The sequence below is a fragment of the Ruegeria sp. BG10 genome, assembly GCF_056538575.1.
On sequence record NZ_JBQFTI010000003.1, the window covers coordinates 290,007 to 305,480 of the forward strand.

Annotated in this window: 17 protein-coding genes; 7 read left to right on the forward strand and 10 right to left on the reverse strand. The window is 59.9% G+C overall.

The features are described 5' to 3' along the window. Window positions 1–12: 12 nt before the first annotated feature. From ACR0D8_RS14760 to ACR0D8_RS14785, 6 genes are all read right to left on the reverse strand, one after another. Window positions 13–816 carry a ParA family protein gene (locus tag ACR0D8_RS14760; protein ID WP_480647583.1) on the reverse strand — a complete coding sequence of 268 codons (804 nt, stop codon included), beginning with the start codon at window positions 814–816 and terminating at the stop codon, window positions 13–15. Further along, window positions 809–1,423: a 16S rRNA (guanine(527)-N(7))-methyltransferase RsmG gene (gene rsmG / locus ACR0D8_RS14765; RefSeq protein ID WP_480647585.1), complete on the reverse strand. Its 615-nt coding sequence runs from the start codon at window positions 1,421–1,423 to the stop codon at window positions 809–811. The genes ACR0D8_RS14760 and rsmG overlap by 8 nt, the downstream gene beginning before the upstream one ends. Next, a complete protein-coding gene (mnmG, locus tag ACR0D8_RS14770) occupies window positions 1,420–3,288 on the reverse strand; it encodes a tRNA uridine-5-carboxymethylaminomethyl(34) synthesis enzyme MnmG (RefSeq protein ID WP_480647587.1) in 1,869 nt (622 codons plus the stop codon). The genes rsmG and mnmG overlap by 4 nt, the downstream gene beginning before the upstream one ends. A 12-nt stretch (window positions 3,289–3,300) precedes the next feature. Continuing rightward, window positions 3,301–4,587 carry a tRNA uridine-5-carboxymethylaminomethyl(34) synthesis GTPase MnmE gene (gene mnmE / locus ACR0D8_RS14775; RefSeq protein ID WP_480647589.1) on the reverse strand — a complete coding sequence of 429 codons (1,287 nt, stop codon included), beginning with the start codon at window positions 4,585–4,587 and terminating at the stop codon, window positions 3,301–3,303. Between the two features lie 30 nt (window positions 4,588–4,617). Beyond that, the gene (gene rho, locus ACR0D8_RS14780; protein ID WP_475156265.1) at window positions 4,618–5,889 is read right to left on the reverse strand and encodes a transcription termination factor Rho; all 1,272 of its coding nucleotides are present in this window, start codon (window positions 5,887–5,889) and stop codon (window positions 4,618–4,620) included. A gap of 126 nt (window positions 5,890–6,015) precedes the next feature. Beyond that, on the reverse strand, window positions 6,016–6,465 hold the full coding sequence (locus ACR0D8_RS14785; RefSeq protein ID WP_475156270.1) for a CopD family protein: 450 nt from the start codon (window positions 6,463–6,465) through the stop codon (window positions 6,016–6,018). 404 nt (window positions 6,466–6,869) lie between these two features. On the opposite strand from ACR0D8_RS14785, the gene ACR0D8_RS14790 reads away from it, so the two are divergent. The 4 genes from ACR0D8_RS14790 to dnaQ are packed head-to-tail and all read left to right on the forward strand — an operon-like array spanning window position 6,870 to window position 9,604. Beyond that, window positions 6,870–7,469, forward strand: coding sequence for a Maf family protein (locus tag ACR0D8_RS14790; protein ID WP_480647592.1), 600 nt, complete (start codon window positions 6,870–6,872; stop codon window positions 7,467–7,469). Then, complete coding sequence (locus tag ACR0D8_RS14795) at window positions 7,466–8,299, forward strand: shikimate dehydrogenase (protein WP_480647594.1); 834 nt, start codon at window positions 7,466–7,468, stop codon at window positions 8,297–8,299. Before ACR0D8_RS14790 ends, ACR0D8_RS14795 begins: the two co-directional genes overlap by 4 nt. Next, window positions 8,296–8,889: a dephospho-CoA kinase gene (gene coaE / locus ACR0D8_RS14800; RefSeq protein ID WP_480647596.1), complete on the forward strand. Its 594-nt coding sequence runs from the start codon at window positions 8,296–8,298 to the stop codon at window positions 8,887–8,889. The genes ACR0D8_RS14795 and coaE overlap by 4 nt, the downstream gene beginning before the upstream one ends. Continuing rightward, complete coding sequence (dnaQ, locus tag ACR0D8_RS14805; protein ID WP_475156287.1) at window positions 8,882–9,604, forward strand: DNA polymerase III subunit epsilon; 723 nt, start codon at window positions 8,882–8,884, stop codon at window positions 9,602–9,604. The genes coaE and dnaQ overlap by 8 nt, the downstream gene beginning before the upstream one ends. 27 nt (window positions 9,605–9,631) lie before the next feature. Here dnaQ and secB read toward each other — a convergent pair whose 3' ends face one another. Together secB and ACR0D8_RS14815 are read right to left on the reverse strand one after the other, a co-directional pair. Beyond that, window positions 9,632–10,129, reverse strand: a complete 498-nt coding sequence (secB, locus tag ACR0D8_RS14810) for a protein-export chaperone SecB (protein ID WP_475156289.1) — start codon at window positions 10,127–10,129, stop codon at window positions 9,632–9,634. A 54-nt stretch (window positions 10,130–10,183) separates the two neighbouring features. After that, window positions 10,184–10,684, reverse strand: a complete 501-nt coding sequence (locus ACR0D8_RS14815; RefSeq protein ID WP_475156292.1) for an FxsA family protein — start codon at window positions 10,682–10,684, stop codon at window positions 10,184–10,186. Window positions 10,685–10,792: 108 nt separating this feature from the next. Between ACR0D8_RS14815 and ACR0D8_RS14820 the strand changes: the two genes are divergently transcribed. The 3 genes from ACR0D8_RS14820 to ACR0D8_RS14830 are packed head-to-tail and all read left to right on the forward strand — an operon-like array spanning window position 10,793 to window position 13,076. Continuing rightward, window positions 10,793–11,452: a Tim44/TimA family putative adaptor protein gene (locus ACR0D8_RS14820; protein ID WP_480647598.1), complete on the forward strand. Its 660-nt coding sequence runs from the start codon at window positions 10,793–10,795 to the stop codon at window positions 11,450–11,452. Beyond that, on the forward strand, window positions 11,449–12,489 hold the full coding sequence (gene mltA, locus ACR0D8_RS14825; protein WP_480647600.1) for a murein transglycosylase A: 1,041 nt from the start codon (window positions 11,449–11,451) through the stop codon (window positions 12,487–12,489). The genes ACR0D8_RS14820 and mltA overlap by 4 nt, the downstream gene beginning before the upstream one ends. Further along, window positions 12,489–13,076 carry a Smr/MutS family protein gene (locus ACR0D8_RS14830; RefSeq protein ID WP_480647602.1) on the forward strand — a complete coding sequence of 196 codons (588 nt, stop codon included), beginning with the start codon at window positions 12,489–12,491 and terminating at the stop codon, window positions 13,074–13,076. Before mltA ends, ACR0D8_RS14830 begins: the two co-directional genes overlap by 1 nt. On the opposite strand, the gene ACR0D8_RS14835 is transcribed toward ACR0D8_RS14830, so the two are convergent. Both ACR0D8_RS14835 and ACR0D8_RS14840 read right to left on the reverse strand, forming a co-directional pair. Further along, on the reverse strand, window positions 13,073–14,293 hold the full coding sequence (locus tag ACR0D8_RS14835) for an MFS transporter (protein ID WP_480647604.1): 1,221 nt from the start codon (window positions 14,291–14,293) through the stop codon (window positions 13,073–13,075). The two genes, ACR0D8_RS14830 and ACR0D8_RS14835, sit on opposite strands and share 4 nt — an antisense overlap. Further along, a complete protein-coding gene (locus ACR0D8_RS14840) occupies window positions 14,290–15,384 on the reverse strand; it encodes an alpha/beta hydrolase (protein ID WP_480647736.1) in 1,095 nt (364 codons plus the stop codon). The genes ACR0D8_RS14835 and ACR0D8_RS14840 overlap by 4 nt, the downstream gene beginning before the upstream one ends. Window positions 15,385–15,474: the final 90 nt, after the last annotated feature.

A 15,474-nucleotide genomic window follows, 5' to 3' on the forward strand; every position in this document is an offset into this window, starting at 1 on the left:
CCTCACTGCCGCTCAGGCGGCGACATTCTTGTTCTTGTGGATGACTTCGCGCGCCAGATGCCGATACGCCATCGCCCCCAGCGAGCCCGAGTCATATTGCAGGACCGGCAAAGCATAGGACGGAGCCTCGCTGACCCGCACATTTCTGGGTATTTTGGTTTTAAATACCATCTGACCCAGATTGTCACGCGCGTCTTTTTCCACCTGACGGGACAAGTTGTTGCGGTTGTCATACATGGTCAACACAACACCTTCGATTCTGAGGTGGGGATTCGCGGTTTGGCGAACCTCCCGGATCGTCAGCATCAATTGCGATAACCCTTCCAGCGCAAAGAACTCGCTTTGCAGTGGAACCAGAACCGAATGGGCCGCCACCATGGCATTGACAGTCAGCAGGTTGAGCGATGGCGGGCAGTCGATCAGGACATAATCCAGTTCGAACTTGTCGATTGCCGTCTGTCGCAGGGCGTCATGCAGCAGATAGCTGCGTTTTTCGTTGGAAATCAGCTCAATATCCGCAGAACTCAGATCAACGGTCGCGGGGACGACATACAGCCCCTGAATCTCGGTTTCCTGCACCACCGCCTCCAGCGGTGCGTCATCCAGGATCAGGTCATAAGTTGTCCAGTCGCGGTCTTCCACCCCCAACCCAGTCGAGGCGTTGCCCTGCGGGTCCAGGTCGACAACCAAAACCCGACATCCGGCCTCGGCCATACCCGCGGCAAGGTTGATCGCTGTCGTCGTCTTTCCCACCCCGCCCTTTTGATTGGCAACCGCTATTATCCGGGGCCCTGAGGGACGAGACAGATCAACCACGTGACACTCCTTTGATCCTGAGGATAACGGCCTGGGGTTCAGTTAAACTTGTAATCGGCTCGGAATCGAATTTCCATTCCTCACGCGCCTCATTCAGTTCTTTTTTCCACCTTGCGCCTTTCGGCAACAGCGCGACCCCAGATGGGCTTAAATGCCTGTCACAAAAGGACAAAAGTAGCCGTAAATCCGCCAATGCGCGGGCTGACAGGATATCAGCGTTCAACGGGTCCACAGCTTCGATCCGGCGGGAAACTACGGAACAGTTGGCACCGCATTCGCGGGCGACGTTCCGCAGAAAGGCCGATTTCCTCTGATCGCTTTCCACCAGGGTAAACTGTGCGTTCGGGGCTTCTTCTATCGCCATGATCGCGCAAACCATGCCGGGAAAACCGCCACCGCTGCCCAGATCCACCCAGCTGTCAAATTGGTCCGCGCATCGGTAAACCTGTACGGAATCAAGGATGTGGCGGGTCCAGATATCCTGCAAACTGCCCTTCGATACCAGGTTGATCTTTGGGTTCCAGCGGCGCACCAGCTCAACATAGGTCGCCAGCCGATCAAATGTTTCACGTGAAACACTCAGACCTTCAAAGATCTCGTGGCTCATGCTTTGCGGACCTTATGATCTCGTCGCAATTTGGCCAGCACAAGGGTCAGCGCCGCTGGTGTCACCCCTTCCACCCGACTGGCCTGCGCGATATTTGCCGGGCGCGCCTGCGAAAGTTTTTGTTTCATCTCGGAAGACAGGCCCTCAAGCGAGAAATAGTCAAAATCGCGCGGAATCTCATAAGATTCATCGCGTTTCATGGCTTCAACGTCTTTTTGCTGGCGTGCGATATAGTTGGCGTATAGGGCGTCGCGCTCGACCTGCAGCCGGATATCCTGTTCCACATCATCCAATGCCGGAATAAGTGGAACAAGATCATCAAAGGTGACGTCCGGAAAGGCCAGAATCGCCATCCCGTCGCGGCGGTTTCCGTCCTGATTAACGTTTATTCCTACCGCGCGCACCTCTTTCGAGGTGTAAGTCCGCGCGGTCAGCTTGGATTTCGCCCCCGTCAGTTTGTCCATCTTTTGGTTGAAACTGGCTTTGCGGTTTTCGCTGACACATCCCAACTGAATTCCCATCGGGGTCAATCGCTGATCGGCATTGTCCGCCCGCAGCGACAGGCGGAACTCTGCCCGTGAAGTGAACATCCGATAGGGCTCCGCGACCCCCCGGGTTGTCAGATCGTCGATCATCACACCGATATAGCTGTCTGCCCGGGTGAAATGGACCGGTTCACGACTGGAAACTTCCAGCGCAGCGTTTAGACCTGCGACCAATCCCTGGGCCGCGGCCTCCTCATACCCTGTGGTTCCGTTGATCTGCCCCGCAAGAAACAGGCCCGGTGCGTCCGGCAACGCCAATGAAGACGTCAGAACCCGGGGGTCGACAAAATCATATTCAATCGCATAGCCGGGCTGTAGAATCTCAGCGTTCTCAAGGCCCTTGATCGAGTGGACATAGTCTTGCTGAACGTCCTGCGGCAATGAGGTCGAAATCCCATTGGGATAGATCGTGTGATCATTGACGCCTTCGGGCTCCAGAAAGATCTGGTGTGACTCCTTATCGGCAAAGCGGACGATCTTGTCTTCGATGGACGGGCAATATCTGGGGCCAACGCCGTCGATATGCCCGCCATACATGGCCGAGCGGGACAGGTTTTTCTCAATGATGTCATGCGTCTGGGCATTGGTATGCGTGATTCCACAGGATATCTGCGGTGCAACCACTGAAGTCGACAGAAACGAAAACAAGGTCGGCTCGTCATCGCCATCCTGCCGTTCCAGCCCGGACCAGTCGATCGTGCGACCGTCCAGCCTTGGCGGAGTACCTGTCTTCAGACGTCCAAGCGGCAGGTCAAAGCTATCCAACCGTTCCGCAAGCCTGACCGAGGGCCGGTCACCCATGCGCCCGCCCGGCCGGGACACGTCACCGATATGAATGACACCGCGCAGGAATGTTCCAGAGGTCAGGATCACCGCGCGGGCATGCAGTTCTGCGCCATCCGCCAGTTTGATCCCGGCCAACCTGTGCCCCTGCATCAGAAAATCGACGACCTCTCCCACAACCACGGTCAGGTTTTGTTGGGCTTGTGTTTCTTTTTGCATCGCCGCGCGATACAGCGCCCGATCTGCCTGGGTTCGCGGGCCCTGTACAGCGGGCCCCTTGCGACGATTCAACAGGCGGAACTGAATACCAGCCTGATCTGCGACCCGACCCATGACCCCGTCCAGCGCATCGATTTCGCGAACCAAATGTCCCTTCCCCAGCCCACCAATCGCCGGATTGCAAGACATGACGCCGATATCTGAAGCCGCTAGCGTCACCAGCGCCGTCCGCACACTCATACGCGCCGCGGCATGGGCCGCCTCGGTTCCGGCGTGTCCGGCACCTATGACTACGACATCAAAATCTGAATGTTTCACGTGAAACACTCCTTACTTACCCAAGCAAAAGCTCGAAAATATTTCGTCCAGAAGGTCTTCGACCCCAATCCGGCCAACCAGAGTTTCCAGGGCGCGGATGGCGGTTCGCATCTCTTCGGCTGCGATATCATACAAGTCCGGGCCTGATTCCAGAACTGCCATTGCAGCAGTTAAGGCTGACTTGGCATTGTTCAGCGCAACCCGGTGCCGTTCGCGCGTCGCAATACCATGACTTGTGGTTCTGGCCGACAGTTCATACGAAATATGGGAAATCAACCGATCAATCCCCTGCCCGGTCTTTCCGGAAATACCACCATCACCGGACCCGCGGAGGTCAGACTTCGGCAAAAGCTGAATATCGCCGTCCATCATCGCCACGCCCAGCTCTGTCGGATCATCCGTCAGGAAAACACGCAGGTCCGCCGCGTCCGCACGCGACCTGGCAAGTTCGATCCCAAGGTTTTCGACATAATCCTCGGTGTCACGCAGCCCCGCCGTGTCCAGCAGTGTCACCGGAAGCCCGGCCAGATCCATGCGCACTTCGATCACGTCGCGCGTTGTTCCGGCATATTCCGAGGTGATCGCCGCATCGCGTCCCGCCAAAGCGTTCAGCAAGGTCGACTTGCCGGCATTGGGAAGCCCGACGATGGCCACTTCGAACCCGGTCCGGATGCGTTCGGCGATCTTCACGCCGTCCGCTTCGCGCTGCAGATCGGCGATGACGCCCGAGACCAGCGTCCGCACTTCGGGCGTGACATCCGTGGGCACTTCTTCATCGGCAAAGTCGATGACGGCCTCCAGCAAAGACGCCGCGCGGATCAGGTCGCGCCGCCAGCGTTCGGCAAGCGCGCCCAGATCACCAGCCAGAATGGTCTGGGCCTGTTTGCGTTGCGCTTCGGTTTCCGCGTCGATCAGATCGGCCAGCCCTTCGACCTGCGTCAGATCCATCTTGCCGTTTTCAAGCGCGCGGCGGGTGAACTCTCCGGGCTCGGCCAGACGCAGCCCGTCCTGATCGGACAGGCACCGCATCACCGCATTGACCGAAGCAGTACTGCCGTGAATCTGCAGCTCGGCCACATCTTCGCCGGTAAAGCTGGCCGGCGCCTGGAAGGTCAGGACCAGCCCATCGTCCAGCCGCGATCCGTCCGTGTCATACAGTGCACGTACCCGCATGCCGCGGGACGGCAAAGCCCCTTTGGTCAATTCGGCCGTAGCGGCATGTGCCAAAGGGCCGGAAAGGCGGATGACCGCCACCCCGGCTTTGCCCTGCGCGCTGGCCAAGGCGAATATCGTATCCATTCGAAGGCCTCGCGTCGGTTAAGACCTGTGTCAGGTATTCATCGAGTCGAAGAACTCACCGTTCGTCTTGGTCTGCTTCAACTTGGACAGCAGGAACTCGATCGCGTCGGTGGTGCCCATCGGGTTGAGGATACGGCGCAGAACGAAGGTCTTGGCCAGATCGCCCTTGTCGACCAGCAGGTCCTCTTTCCGGGTACCGGACTTGAGGATGTCGATGGCCGGGAATACGCGCTTGTCTGCGATCTTGCGATCCAGAACGATTTCCGAGTTACCGGTGCCTTTGAATTCCTCAAAGATCACTTCGTCCATCCGGCTGCCGGTATCGATCAGCGCGGTGGCGATGATGGTCAGCGAACCGCCCTCTTCGATATTCCGCGCCGCCCCGAAGAACCGCTTGGGCCGTTGCAGCGCGTTGGCGTCCACACCACCGGTCAGAACTTTGCCCGAGGACGGCACCACGGTGTTGAACGCCCTACCAAGTCTTGTGATAGAATCGAGAAGGATAACAACATCTCGTTTATGTTCGACCAGACGCTTGGCTTTTTCGATGACCATTTCCGACACTGCAACGTGGCGCGTTGCCGGCTCGTCGAAGGTCGAGGACACAACCTCCCCCTTCACCGAGCGCTGCATGTCGGTCACCTCTTCCGGGCGTTCGTCGATCAGCAGGACGATCAGGTAACACTCCGGGTGGTTCTGTTCGATCGAATGCGCGATGTTCTGCAGGATGACGGTTTTACCGGTCCGCGGCGGCGCCACGATCAGCGATCGTTGGCCTTTACCGATGGGTGAAACCAGGTCGATCACCCGGGCCGATTTGTCCTTGATGGTGGGATCTTCGATTTCCATCTTCAGACGCTCATCGGGATAGAGAGGCGTCAGGTTGTCGAACAGGATCTTGTGTTTGGCTTTCTCGGGCTCTTCAAAGTTGATCTTGGTAACTTTGATCAGTGCGAAATAACGTTCGTTCTCATCCGGCGCTTTAATGTCACCTTCAACCGTGTCGCCGGTGCGCAGCGAATGCTGACGGATCATGTCAGGCGAGACGTAGATATCGTCAGGACCCGGCAGATAGTTCGCCTCGGGCGAGCGCAGGAAACCAAAGCCGTCCTGCAGCACCTCAAGCACGCCGTCGCCGCCGACGGTCCAGCCCTCATCCGCGCGTTCACGCAGAATCTGGAACATCATCTCGCCCTTGCGCATGGTCGAGGCGTTTTCGATCTCCAGCTCTTCGGCCATGGCCAGAAGGTCTTTGGGGCTTTTGGCCTTCAGATCGGCCAGATTCAGGGATTCAGTTGTCATGATGATACGAACCTTGGCCGCATGGATGGCGGCACGACAGTGGAATTTCAGTACGGAAGATACGCCGCCCGGACGGGCGTGTTGTCCTCTACATAGATGTCCGCGCCATCGGAGTCAAATAGGCGCTCAGAACTTCAGAACGACCGCCAGAACGATGATAACCATCAGGACGGTCGGAACCTCGTTCATCATGCGATACTGCCGCCCTGTGAGCGTATTTCGGCCCTCAAGGAAATCCTTGCGCCGGGCCATCAGCCAGTGATGGAACCAGGTCATGCCGATCACCGCCGCCCCCTTGACCCAGGGCCATGCCCAGTCCCAACCGACAATGCCCGGCGTAAAGACCATGATCAGCCCACAGACCCAGGCCACGATCATCGCGGGCCGCATGATCACGCGCAGCAGCTTTTCTTCCATTTCAAAGAAGATCTCCTGCGCACCGCTGACCGCTTGCGCCTTTTCCACGTGATAGACGAACAATCGGGGTAAATAGAACAGCCCCGCCATCCATGAGATCACAGCCATGATATGCAAAGACTTCACCCACGGGTAAATCGTGAAAAGAAGATCGGTCATTCTGGCTCCGGGCGTTGCTCGGAACTCTCCCTAATAAAAAAATAAGAAAAGAAAAAGGAAGATGGTTTTGTAGGGTGAGCAAAATCCGTGGATAATTTTTTTGCCCATGTGTTTTCCCCAGGTGGACAGGTCAGTGCGGAGATTCCGTGATTCTGTGAATTTTTAAAAAAACTGTTTAATTACATAAATTTAACACGAGTTACGGCAGCTACCTCTGGGGATAACTCACTGGGTAATCCGGGAAAGACGGGTTATCCCGCTGACAGCAGTTATCCTTGTCCCGATTGGACAGAGTTCGGGCGACTCAGGGGAGATTTCGGCGATATTCCCGGGGTTGCGTGTCAACCGGAAAACCATACAAACCATCCCAGAACACTCAACGATTTGCTCAGGGGGTTTTCCACATGTCTGTCCCCATCATCCTGGCCTCGGGGTCATTCATCCGCGCCCGGCTGCTGGAAAACGCGCGCATACCGTTCACCGTGCAAACCGCGCGCGTGGATGAAGAAAGCGCAAAACGCGCATTGCTGGCCGAAGACGCCGCGCCCCGCGATATCGCGGATACGCTGGCCGAGATGAAGGCCCGCAAGGTCAGCGACAAGAACCCCGGTGCAATGGTTCTGGGCTGTGATCAGGTGCTGGACTTTGAAGGCCAGCTTCTGTCCAAGCCGGAAACCCCAGAAGACGCGCTGGCGCAGCTCAGGGTGATGCGGGGCAAGCGGCATATGTTGTTGTCCGCAGTGGTGATTTATCAGGATGGCGAACCGGTCTGGCGGCATGTCGGGCAGGTGCGCCTGCGGATGCGGATGAGCTCGGACGCCTATCTGCGCAGCTATGTGGACCGCAACTGGGACAGCATCCGGCACGCGGTGGGGGCTTATAAGCTGGAAGAGGAAGGCGTGCGCCTGTTCGTCGGTATTGACGGCGACTATTTTAATGTCTTGGGTATGCCCCTGTTGGAGTTGCTGAATTATCTGGCGGTCAAAGGGGTGATTGATCAATGACACTGAACCGTATTCCGCTGGCCGGGGTGATTGGGCACCCGGTTGCGCATTCCAGATCACCCCGGCTGCATGGTCACTGGCTGAAAACTTACGGGCTGGCCGGGCATTACATCCCGATGGATGTGGCCCCCGGCGATTTGGAAACCGTGTTGCGCACCCTGCCCAAAGCCGGATTTGTCGGGGTGAACGTGACCGTCCCACACAAAGAAGCCGCCTTGCGTCTGGCCGATCACGTGACCGATCAGGCGGCGCTGATCGGTGCGGCGAATACGCTTGTATTTCAGGAAGATGGCGCAATCCGGGCGGACAATACGGATGGCTACGGTTTCATGCAGAACCTGCGCAGCGGCGCACCCGACTGGATCCCGTCGGACGGTCCGGCCGTTGTCTTTGGTGCCGGTGGTGCGGCGCGCGCCGTGCTGCAGGCTCTGGCCGAGGCCGGCGTGCCCGAGATTCTGCTGACCAACCGCACCCGCACCCGGGCCGATCACCTGAAGGCGGAATTTGGCCAGCGCATCACTGTGGTCGACTGGGTACAGGCCGGCAATGTCATCGAAAATGCCGAGCTTGTGGTCAACACCACCTCGCTGGGCATGGAAGGGCAGCCCGAGTTGCGGGTGCCGCTGGACGGGTTGCAGCCCGGTGCCGTGGTTACCGATCTGGTTTATGCGCCGCTCAGAACCCGTCTGCTGCAGCAGGCGGAAGAGGCCGGATGCACCACGGTCGACGGTCTGGGCATGTTGCTGCATCAGGCGGTGCCGGGGTTTGAACGCTGGTTCGGAACCCGCCCCGAGGTGACTGCAGAGCTGCGCGCGGCGGTATTGGGATGAGCTTTGCCCTTGGCCTGACTGGATCGATCGGAATGGGCAAAAGCACCACCGCGCAGATGTTCGTGGATGAAGGCTGTGCGCTGTGGGATGCGGATGCGGCGGTCCATCGGTTGTATTCCCCGGGTGGCGCTGCGGTTGCCCCGATTGGCACGGCCTTTCCCGCTGCGGTGATCGGCGGTTCGGTCAGCCGGGATGCGTTGAAACGGATCATTTCCGCCGATGCGACCGCGCTGAAAGTGATCGAAGGCATCGTTCACCCGCTTGTGGCGGCGGACCGGGCCGCGTTTCGGGAAACCGCCGGGGCGGACATTCTGGTCTTCGACATCCCACTGTTGTACGAAACCGGGGGCGATGCGGCGATGGAGGCGGTGGTCTGCGTTACGATCCCGGCAGATGAGCAAAAGCGCCGCGTGATGGCGCGCGGCACCATGACCGAGGCGCAGTTCGAACAGATCCGCGCCAAGCAGATGCCGAATGACGAAAAATGTGCGCGGTCGGATTATGTGATCGTAACCGACACTCTGGACCACGCCCGCGCGCAGGTGCAGGATGTGGTCAGGCAGATACGGGCGGGGCTGGCAGATGCGTGAGATTGTACTGGATACCGAAACCACCGGTTTCGACCCCGAAAGCGGCGACCGGATTGTCGAGATCGGCGCGGTTGAACTGTGGAACCATGTGGCCACGGGTGAGACTTATCACGTCTATATCAACCCCGAACGGTCGATGCCCGAAGAGGCGTTTGGTGTGCACGGCATCGGCCCCGACCTCCTGGAAACCCCGCGCCCGCCCGAAAAGGGTGAAGTGACCCTGAAGGACAAGCCGGTTTTCGCCAAGGTTGCTCAGGGGTTCCGGGATTTTGTCGGCGACGCGCGGCTGGTGATCCACAACGCGTCCTTCGACATGAAATTCCTCAACGCCGAACTCAAATGGATGGGTTTGCCGCCGATCCCGATGGATCAGGCGCTGGACACGCTGGCGATTGCCCGCAAGCGGTTTCCGGGCTCGCCCGCCTCGCTGGACGCGCTGTGCCGGCGGTTCAACATCGACAACTCGAACCGGGTGCTGCACGGGGCGCTGCTCGACTCCGAAATCCTGGCCGAGGTGTATCTGGAGCTGATCGGCGGACGGCAGCCGGATTTCGGCCTGTCCGCCACCGCGGCCTCGGCATCCGGTGGTGGCGACGATTGGCGCCCGGGCGCGCGCCCAACGCCGTTGGCGTCCAAAATCACCGCAGAAGAACGCGCGGCGCATGAGGCTTTTGTTGAAAAACTGGGCGAAAACGCCCTGTGGACCCGCGCCTGAGACCGTGCCCGGCGCGGGTCAAACCGATCAGGCTTCGGTTTTTTGGGCTTCGGCCTGACGACGCATCAACTCGTTGCGGTACAGGCTGACAAAGTCGATATTGTCCAGGTTCACCGGCGGATAGCCGCCGTCACGGGTGATGTCGCTGACGATGCGGCGCAGGAACGGGAACAGCATGCGCGGGCATTCGATCATCAGGAACGGGTGCAGCTGATCCTCGGCCACACCTTCGATGTGGAACAGGCCGCAATAGTCCAGCTCGCACAGGAACAGGATGTCTTCCAGACCTTTGGCCTTGGACTTGAGGTTCAGCTTGACCGAAACCTCGTACTGATGTTCCGCCTGACGCTTTTTTGCATCCAGGTTCACCTGAACGGCGATTTCGGGCTGAACGTCACCGGACACACCTTTTTGCGCCATCACGTTTTCAAAGGACAGATCGCGAATGAACTGTCCCAGAACGCGCATCTGGATTTGCGGGGCGGCCTGTGCCGCGGTCTTTTCTGCAGGGCTTTCGTCAGCCATGAAACTACTCCGAAAATGAAATTCGCCACTGCTTAGCAAGTTGGGCGCGGCACCTCAATGCTGGTGCGGTCCTTCGACCCATTTCGAGGGTTTTGAGGGGTTCTGACGGGGGCGCACCTCGGTGAATTCGCCGTCGATCACGTCTTCGCCGTCAAAAGGCGCGGGGCCTGCGCGGAATTGCGCCCCGGTGCCCATCTGAAACCGGGTGATCGTCGCCTTGGATTTCAGATAGCGGAATACCGCCACCCGAATGCCGGGGACAAGCAGGGCGAACCCGACGGCATCGGTGAAAAATCCCGGCGTCAGCAGCAACACACCGGACAGCAGGATCATCGCACCATGGGCCAGCGGCTCGGTCGGGTCGTCCAGTTCGGCAAAGGATCGCTGCAGGTTGGCCAGCGCCATGCGACCTTGTGTCCGGACCAGAACGGTGCCCAGAACAGCCGTCAGGACCACAATTGCAAGCGTTGGCCACAGGCCGATCAGGCCGCCCACCTGAATGAACAGGGCGATCTCGATGATCGGGACCAATAAAAATGCCAAGAACAGATACATTTGCGTTATCCTTTACCATAGGCCGGGCTGTGGACTTGCCCCGAACTGTCACCTACATAGTGGCATGAGGCTGCGTATACAAAGTCGCAGTCCGAAAATGAGGATGAAATGAACGAACCGATGATCCAGTTGCTGGTCCTGGCCGGAATTGCCGTTTTCCTGATCCTGCGCCTGAAAAGCGTTTTGGGCACGCGCGAGGGTTTTGAAAAACCGCCGCTGCAACAGCAGTCTGACGCCGACAGGTCGCGCCGCGATTTCGAAGTGATTGAAGGCGGGCCGGATCACGACATCACGGACCATGTCGCCGAAGACAGCGAAGAGGCACAAACGCTGGCCGCGATGAAGCGGGTCGAGCCCAGCTTCTCGGTCACCGAATTTGTGCAGGGTGCGCGCGGCGCCTATGAGATGATCGTGATGGGGTTCGAAAAGGGCAATCTGGATGAAATCCAGCCCTTCCTGTCCGAAGAGGTGTTTGACACGTTCGTATCCGTGGTTGCGGATCGCGAAGACAAGGGTCTGACCATCGAAGCCGAGTTCATCGGCGTGCGCGAAACCACGCTGGCCGACGCAAAGTTCGACAAGGACAGCAACCAGGCTGAGATCACCATGAAATTCGTGGGTGAGCTGACCTCGGTGGTGCGCGATCGCGGTGGTGATATCATCGAAGGCAGCCCGAATACCGTCAAACGCCAAAAGGACAGCTGGACCTTTGCCCGCGTCATGGGCTCTGACGATCCGAACTGGTTGCTTGTTGCCACGGACGCATGATTGCCGCGCTCCGGTCGCTTGTTCTGGTGGGCGTCATGACCGCCGCCAGCGCCGCCGGAGCAGAGGCGACGCGATCCATTCTGTCGTTTGACGACCTTGAAGGCTGGGCCGCCGACGATCACGGGGCGGCCCTGTCGGTTTTTCTGAACACCTGCGGCGATCTGGATGATCCGGACTGGCGTGCCCTGTGCGGCGTGGCCCGGACCTATGAGGCGGATGCGGCGCGGTCGTTCTTTGAGCTGTTCTTTCGTCCGGTTCTGGTCGAAGACGGCAAGGATGCCTTGTTCACCGGCTATTTCGAACCCGAACTGGATGGCTCGCGCAACCGGACCGATCGCTTCAAATACCCGATCTACAAAATGCCGCCCGAAGTGCGCGATGCCAAACCATGGCTGAGCCGCCGCGAGATCCTGACCGGCGATGCGATGCCGGGCCGTGGGTTGGAGATTGCCTGGGTCGACGATCCGGTTGAGCTGTTCTTTCTGCAAATCCAGGGTTCGGGTCGGATCCGCCTGCCCGATGGCTCTGCCCTGCGGGTGGGGTATGGCGGCGCGAATGGGCATCCCTATCGCTCGATCGGTGCCGAGCTGATCCGGCGCGGTGCGCTGGGCGCGCATGAGGTCAGCGCCCAGATGATCCGCGCCTGGGTGCGCAAGAACCCCGAGGCCGGGGCTGAATTGTTGTTTCACAACCCGTCCTACGTGTTCTTTCGTGAGGTGACGCGTGTGGCGCCCGAGCTTGGGCCGCTGGGCGCGATGAACCGGTCCGTGACCACGATGCGCAGCATCGCGGCCGACCCGGCCTTTACGCCGCTGGGCGCCCCGGTCTGGGTCGAGAAGGACGGCAAGGCCCCGCTGCGCCGCCTGATGATTGCGCAGGATACCGGTGCGGCCATCAAGGGCGCGCAGCGTGCGGATATCTTTTTTGGCACCGGAGATGAAGCGGGCCAGGCCGCCGGACGTTTGAAAGACCCGGGCCGGATGATCCTGCTGTTGCCGATCCAGCGCGCCTATGCCCTGTTGCCGGATGAGTTCTGATGTCCCGGCGCAAACTGACCGCGGAAGAGATCGAACTGTGGCGCAAGGTCACCAAACAGGCCGAACGCCTGCACCCCGAACTGCCTCAGACGGTGCATCCGACCACCCTGCCCAAACCCAAGCCTACAAAATCACCCAGGCTGCGGCTTGACGGGTTTGCGGTAGGCCAGAACGCGCCCGGAAAACCGGGGCGCGATGCGCTGAAACCGTCGGTGGCAGACAGCCTGCGGGCGAAGCCGGTACAGATGGACACCAAGGCCTTTGGCCGGATGAAACGGGGCAAGCTGAAACCCGAGGGCAAGCTGGACCTGCACGGCATGCGCATCGACACGGCGCATCCTGCGCTGGTGCGGTTCATCCTGACCGCGCAGGCGTCGGGCAAACGTCTGGTTCTGGTGGTCACCGGCAAGGGCAAGGACCGGGATGAACCCGGCCCCATTCCAACCCCGCGCGGCGTGTTGCGCAATCAGGTGCCGCAATGGCTGGCATTGCCGCCGCTGGCGCAGGCGGTATTGCAGGTGACGCCCGCCCATATCAGCCATGGCGGCGACGGGGCGTATTACGTCTATCTGCGCCGCACACGCTAGCGGGCCGGCGCAGCGCGGGAAATGCCGGTCCAGGCCATTGCGCAGACCAGAACGAAAAACCCGCCGATCCACAGGAACTGCGTGTTCAGGGAAATACCCCGGTCGATCAACAACCCGGTCAGACCCGGCCCGATCGCCGACCCCAGAACCATGACCGCGGTCGCCATCGCCTTGATCGCGCCGATATGCCGGGTTCCGTAGAACTCGGCCCAGAAGGCGCTGGGCAGGGTGCTGTTTGCCCCGACCGTCAGGCCCAGGAAAATCAGCGCAATCGCAGCACCGCCGATCGAGGAAGCGGCCGAAACGATCACGAACCCAAGCGCCATGGGCAGTTGGTAAAAGGGCATGATGCGCGCCGTGCCCCATTTATCCAGCGCCCAGCCCGCCGCAAACATCGACAGCAGCGATATGCCGGTGAAAAGCGGAAACAGCGCCACCAGTTCGATATGAAGCCAGCCCTTGATCTCGGCCAGATGGACCTGATGGAAGAAAAACGCGGTGATAAAGGCGGAGGGTCCCAGCAGGGCCGGTGCCATGAACCAGAACAGCGCATGGCGCAGGGCGTCTGTCCGGGTCCAGTGGCGGCCCTGCATACCGGTGGCCGAGAATTCGTCGGACAGGCTTTGCGGCGTTCTTTCCTGCACCAGCAGGCGCAGCAGCACAGGGATACCCATCACGGTGATGCCGGCGGCGATCACCCATAACCAGCGCCAGTCCAGAACCGCCATCGCTGCAACAAAGATCAGTGGCAGCAGCGCTTCGCCCAGCGCGTATCCGGCCGACGCGATCGACAAGGCCTTGCCGCGTGTGGCGGTGAACCAGCGCGCCATGGCGACCAGCGCCAGATGAACGCTCATCCCCTGACCAAAAAGGCGCAGCAGAAAGATCATCACCGGCAACAGGATCAGCCAGCTGTTGGCTGCCATGCCCAGCGCCGCCAGCGCCAGCCCGGCCAGAACCGTTGGACCCAGAACCCGGACGCGGAAGATATCCGTCAACCCTCCGGCCCAGATCATCACAACCGCCGCTGCGGTCGTGCCCAGTGAATAAAGCCCACCCCAGGCCCCATGGCTGAGGCCGTAAGCGGCGCGGATTTCACCGGAAAAGATCGAAATAAAGAAGGTCTGGCCAAAGCTGGACACAAAGGTCAGCAGAATACCCGCGCTCAGCCAGGTGGCGTTGGTCCGAAGATAGTGACGCAGGTCGAAGCGCCTCACGGCGCGCTGACCTGCGCCTGCCCCGTTTCGGTCAGAACAATCTCGGTGGCACCCTGCGGGTTGCGCTGTTCTTCCGGCACCAGAACGTCCAGCCCGCGCCGGTCATTGCCGAAGGTGCGTCCGACGCGCCGCGCCGAATTCAGGATCGCCAGCAAGGCGGGGGACGTGGCGGCGACAAAATGAGAGGATTGCGCATCGGCGTCAAAGGCGGTCGTATCCAGAATGCTGATCTTGTACTCGGCCAGCGTTTCGGCGGAACTGATATTGCCCAGCCGCTCGCTTTTGGCGGTCCCGCGCAGCCGGGCCGAGATGTTCAGCAGCTTGTCCTTTTGGGACACCATGACGACAAAGGGTTCGGGCAGGGTGCCGATACTGTCCATTTGCGAACGAAACAGATCGACGTCCAGATCGGGCGAGATCAGGACAACCCCTTCGATGTTCCGGCTGGCCCAGCCGGGTTCGCGCAGTTCAGCCTGTCGCATCATCTCCATTGTCAGGGCGCTGCCCATCGAATGCGCCACAATGATCACGCGGCGGACGCCCATGGATTTCAGTTGTCGCACGGTCTGTTCCAGCCCGTCGCGCGCAAACAGCATGCTGTCCAGATCATAGGCATACCCGTATCCGGTGGCCTGGCTGGGCCAGGAATAGACCATGGTTGCCCCCGGAATACCGATATCACGGCTCAGCTGCGCCGCCCGGAACGCGGTTTCCGACTGGGTGGTGTTGTAGCCGTGGACAAAAATCGAAACCTCATCCGTTCCCGCCAGCCGCGACCCAAGCGCCTGCTGTCCCGGTAGCTCGTCCAGACCCGCCATCACGAACTGCGTTTCGGGATCGGGGTTGGCGTAGGAAAAATCCAGCGTTCCGGGCGTGTGGTTCGGCGGGATCGAAACCGTCATTTCCAGATATTTCAATCCATCCCCGCGGCGAAACCCATAAGAGCCGTCAGGCTCGCGTGCGCGGGTCGTGGTGGCATAGACGGTTTCGGGCGTGCCCACATTCAGGGCCGCCGGCACGGTTTCGGAAATCGTGCGGTCCACGCACGCGCTCAGCGTGACCGAGATCAGGAACAAGACAATATAACGCAGCACAACCGACCCCCGGGGATGTTTTGCAACCACGCTATCGAATTCTGGCCTCAGGTCCAGCGGTGCCTTGAGTAGCCGCCGGCAAGAACC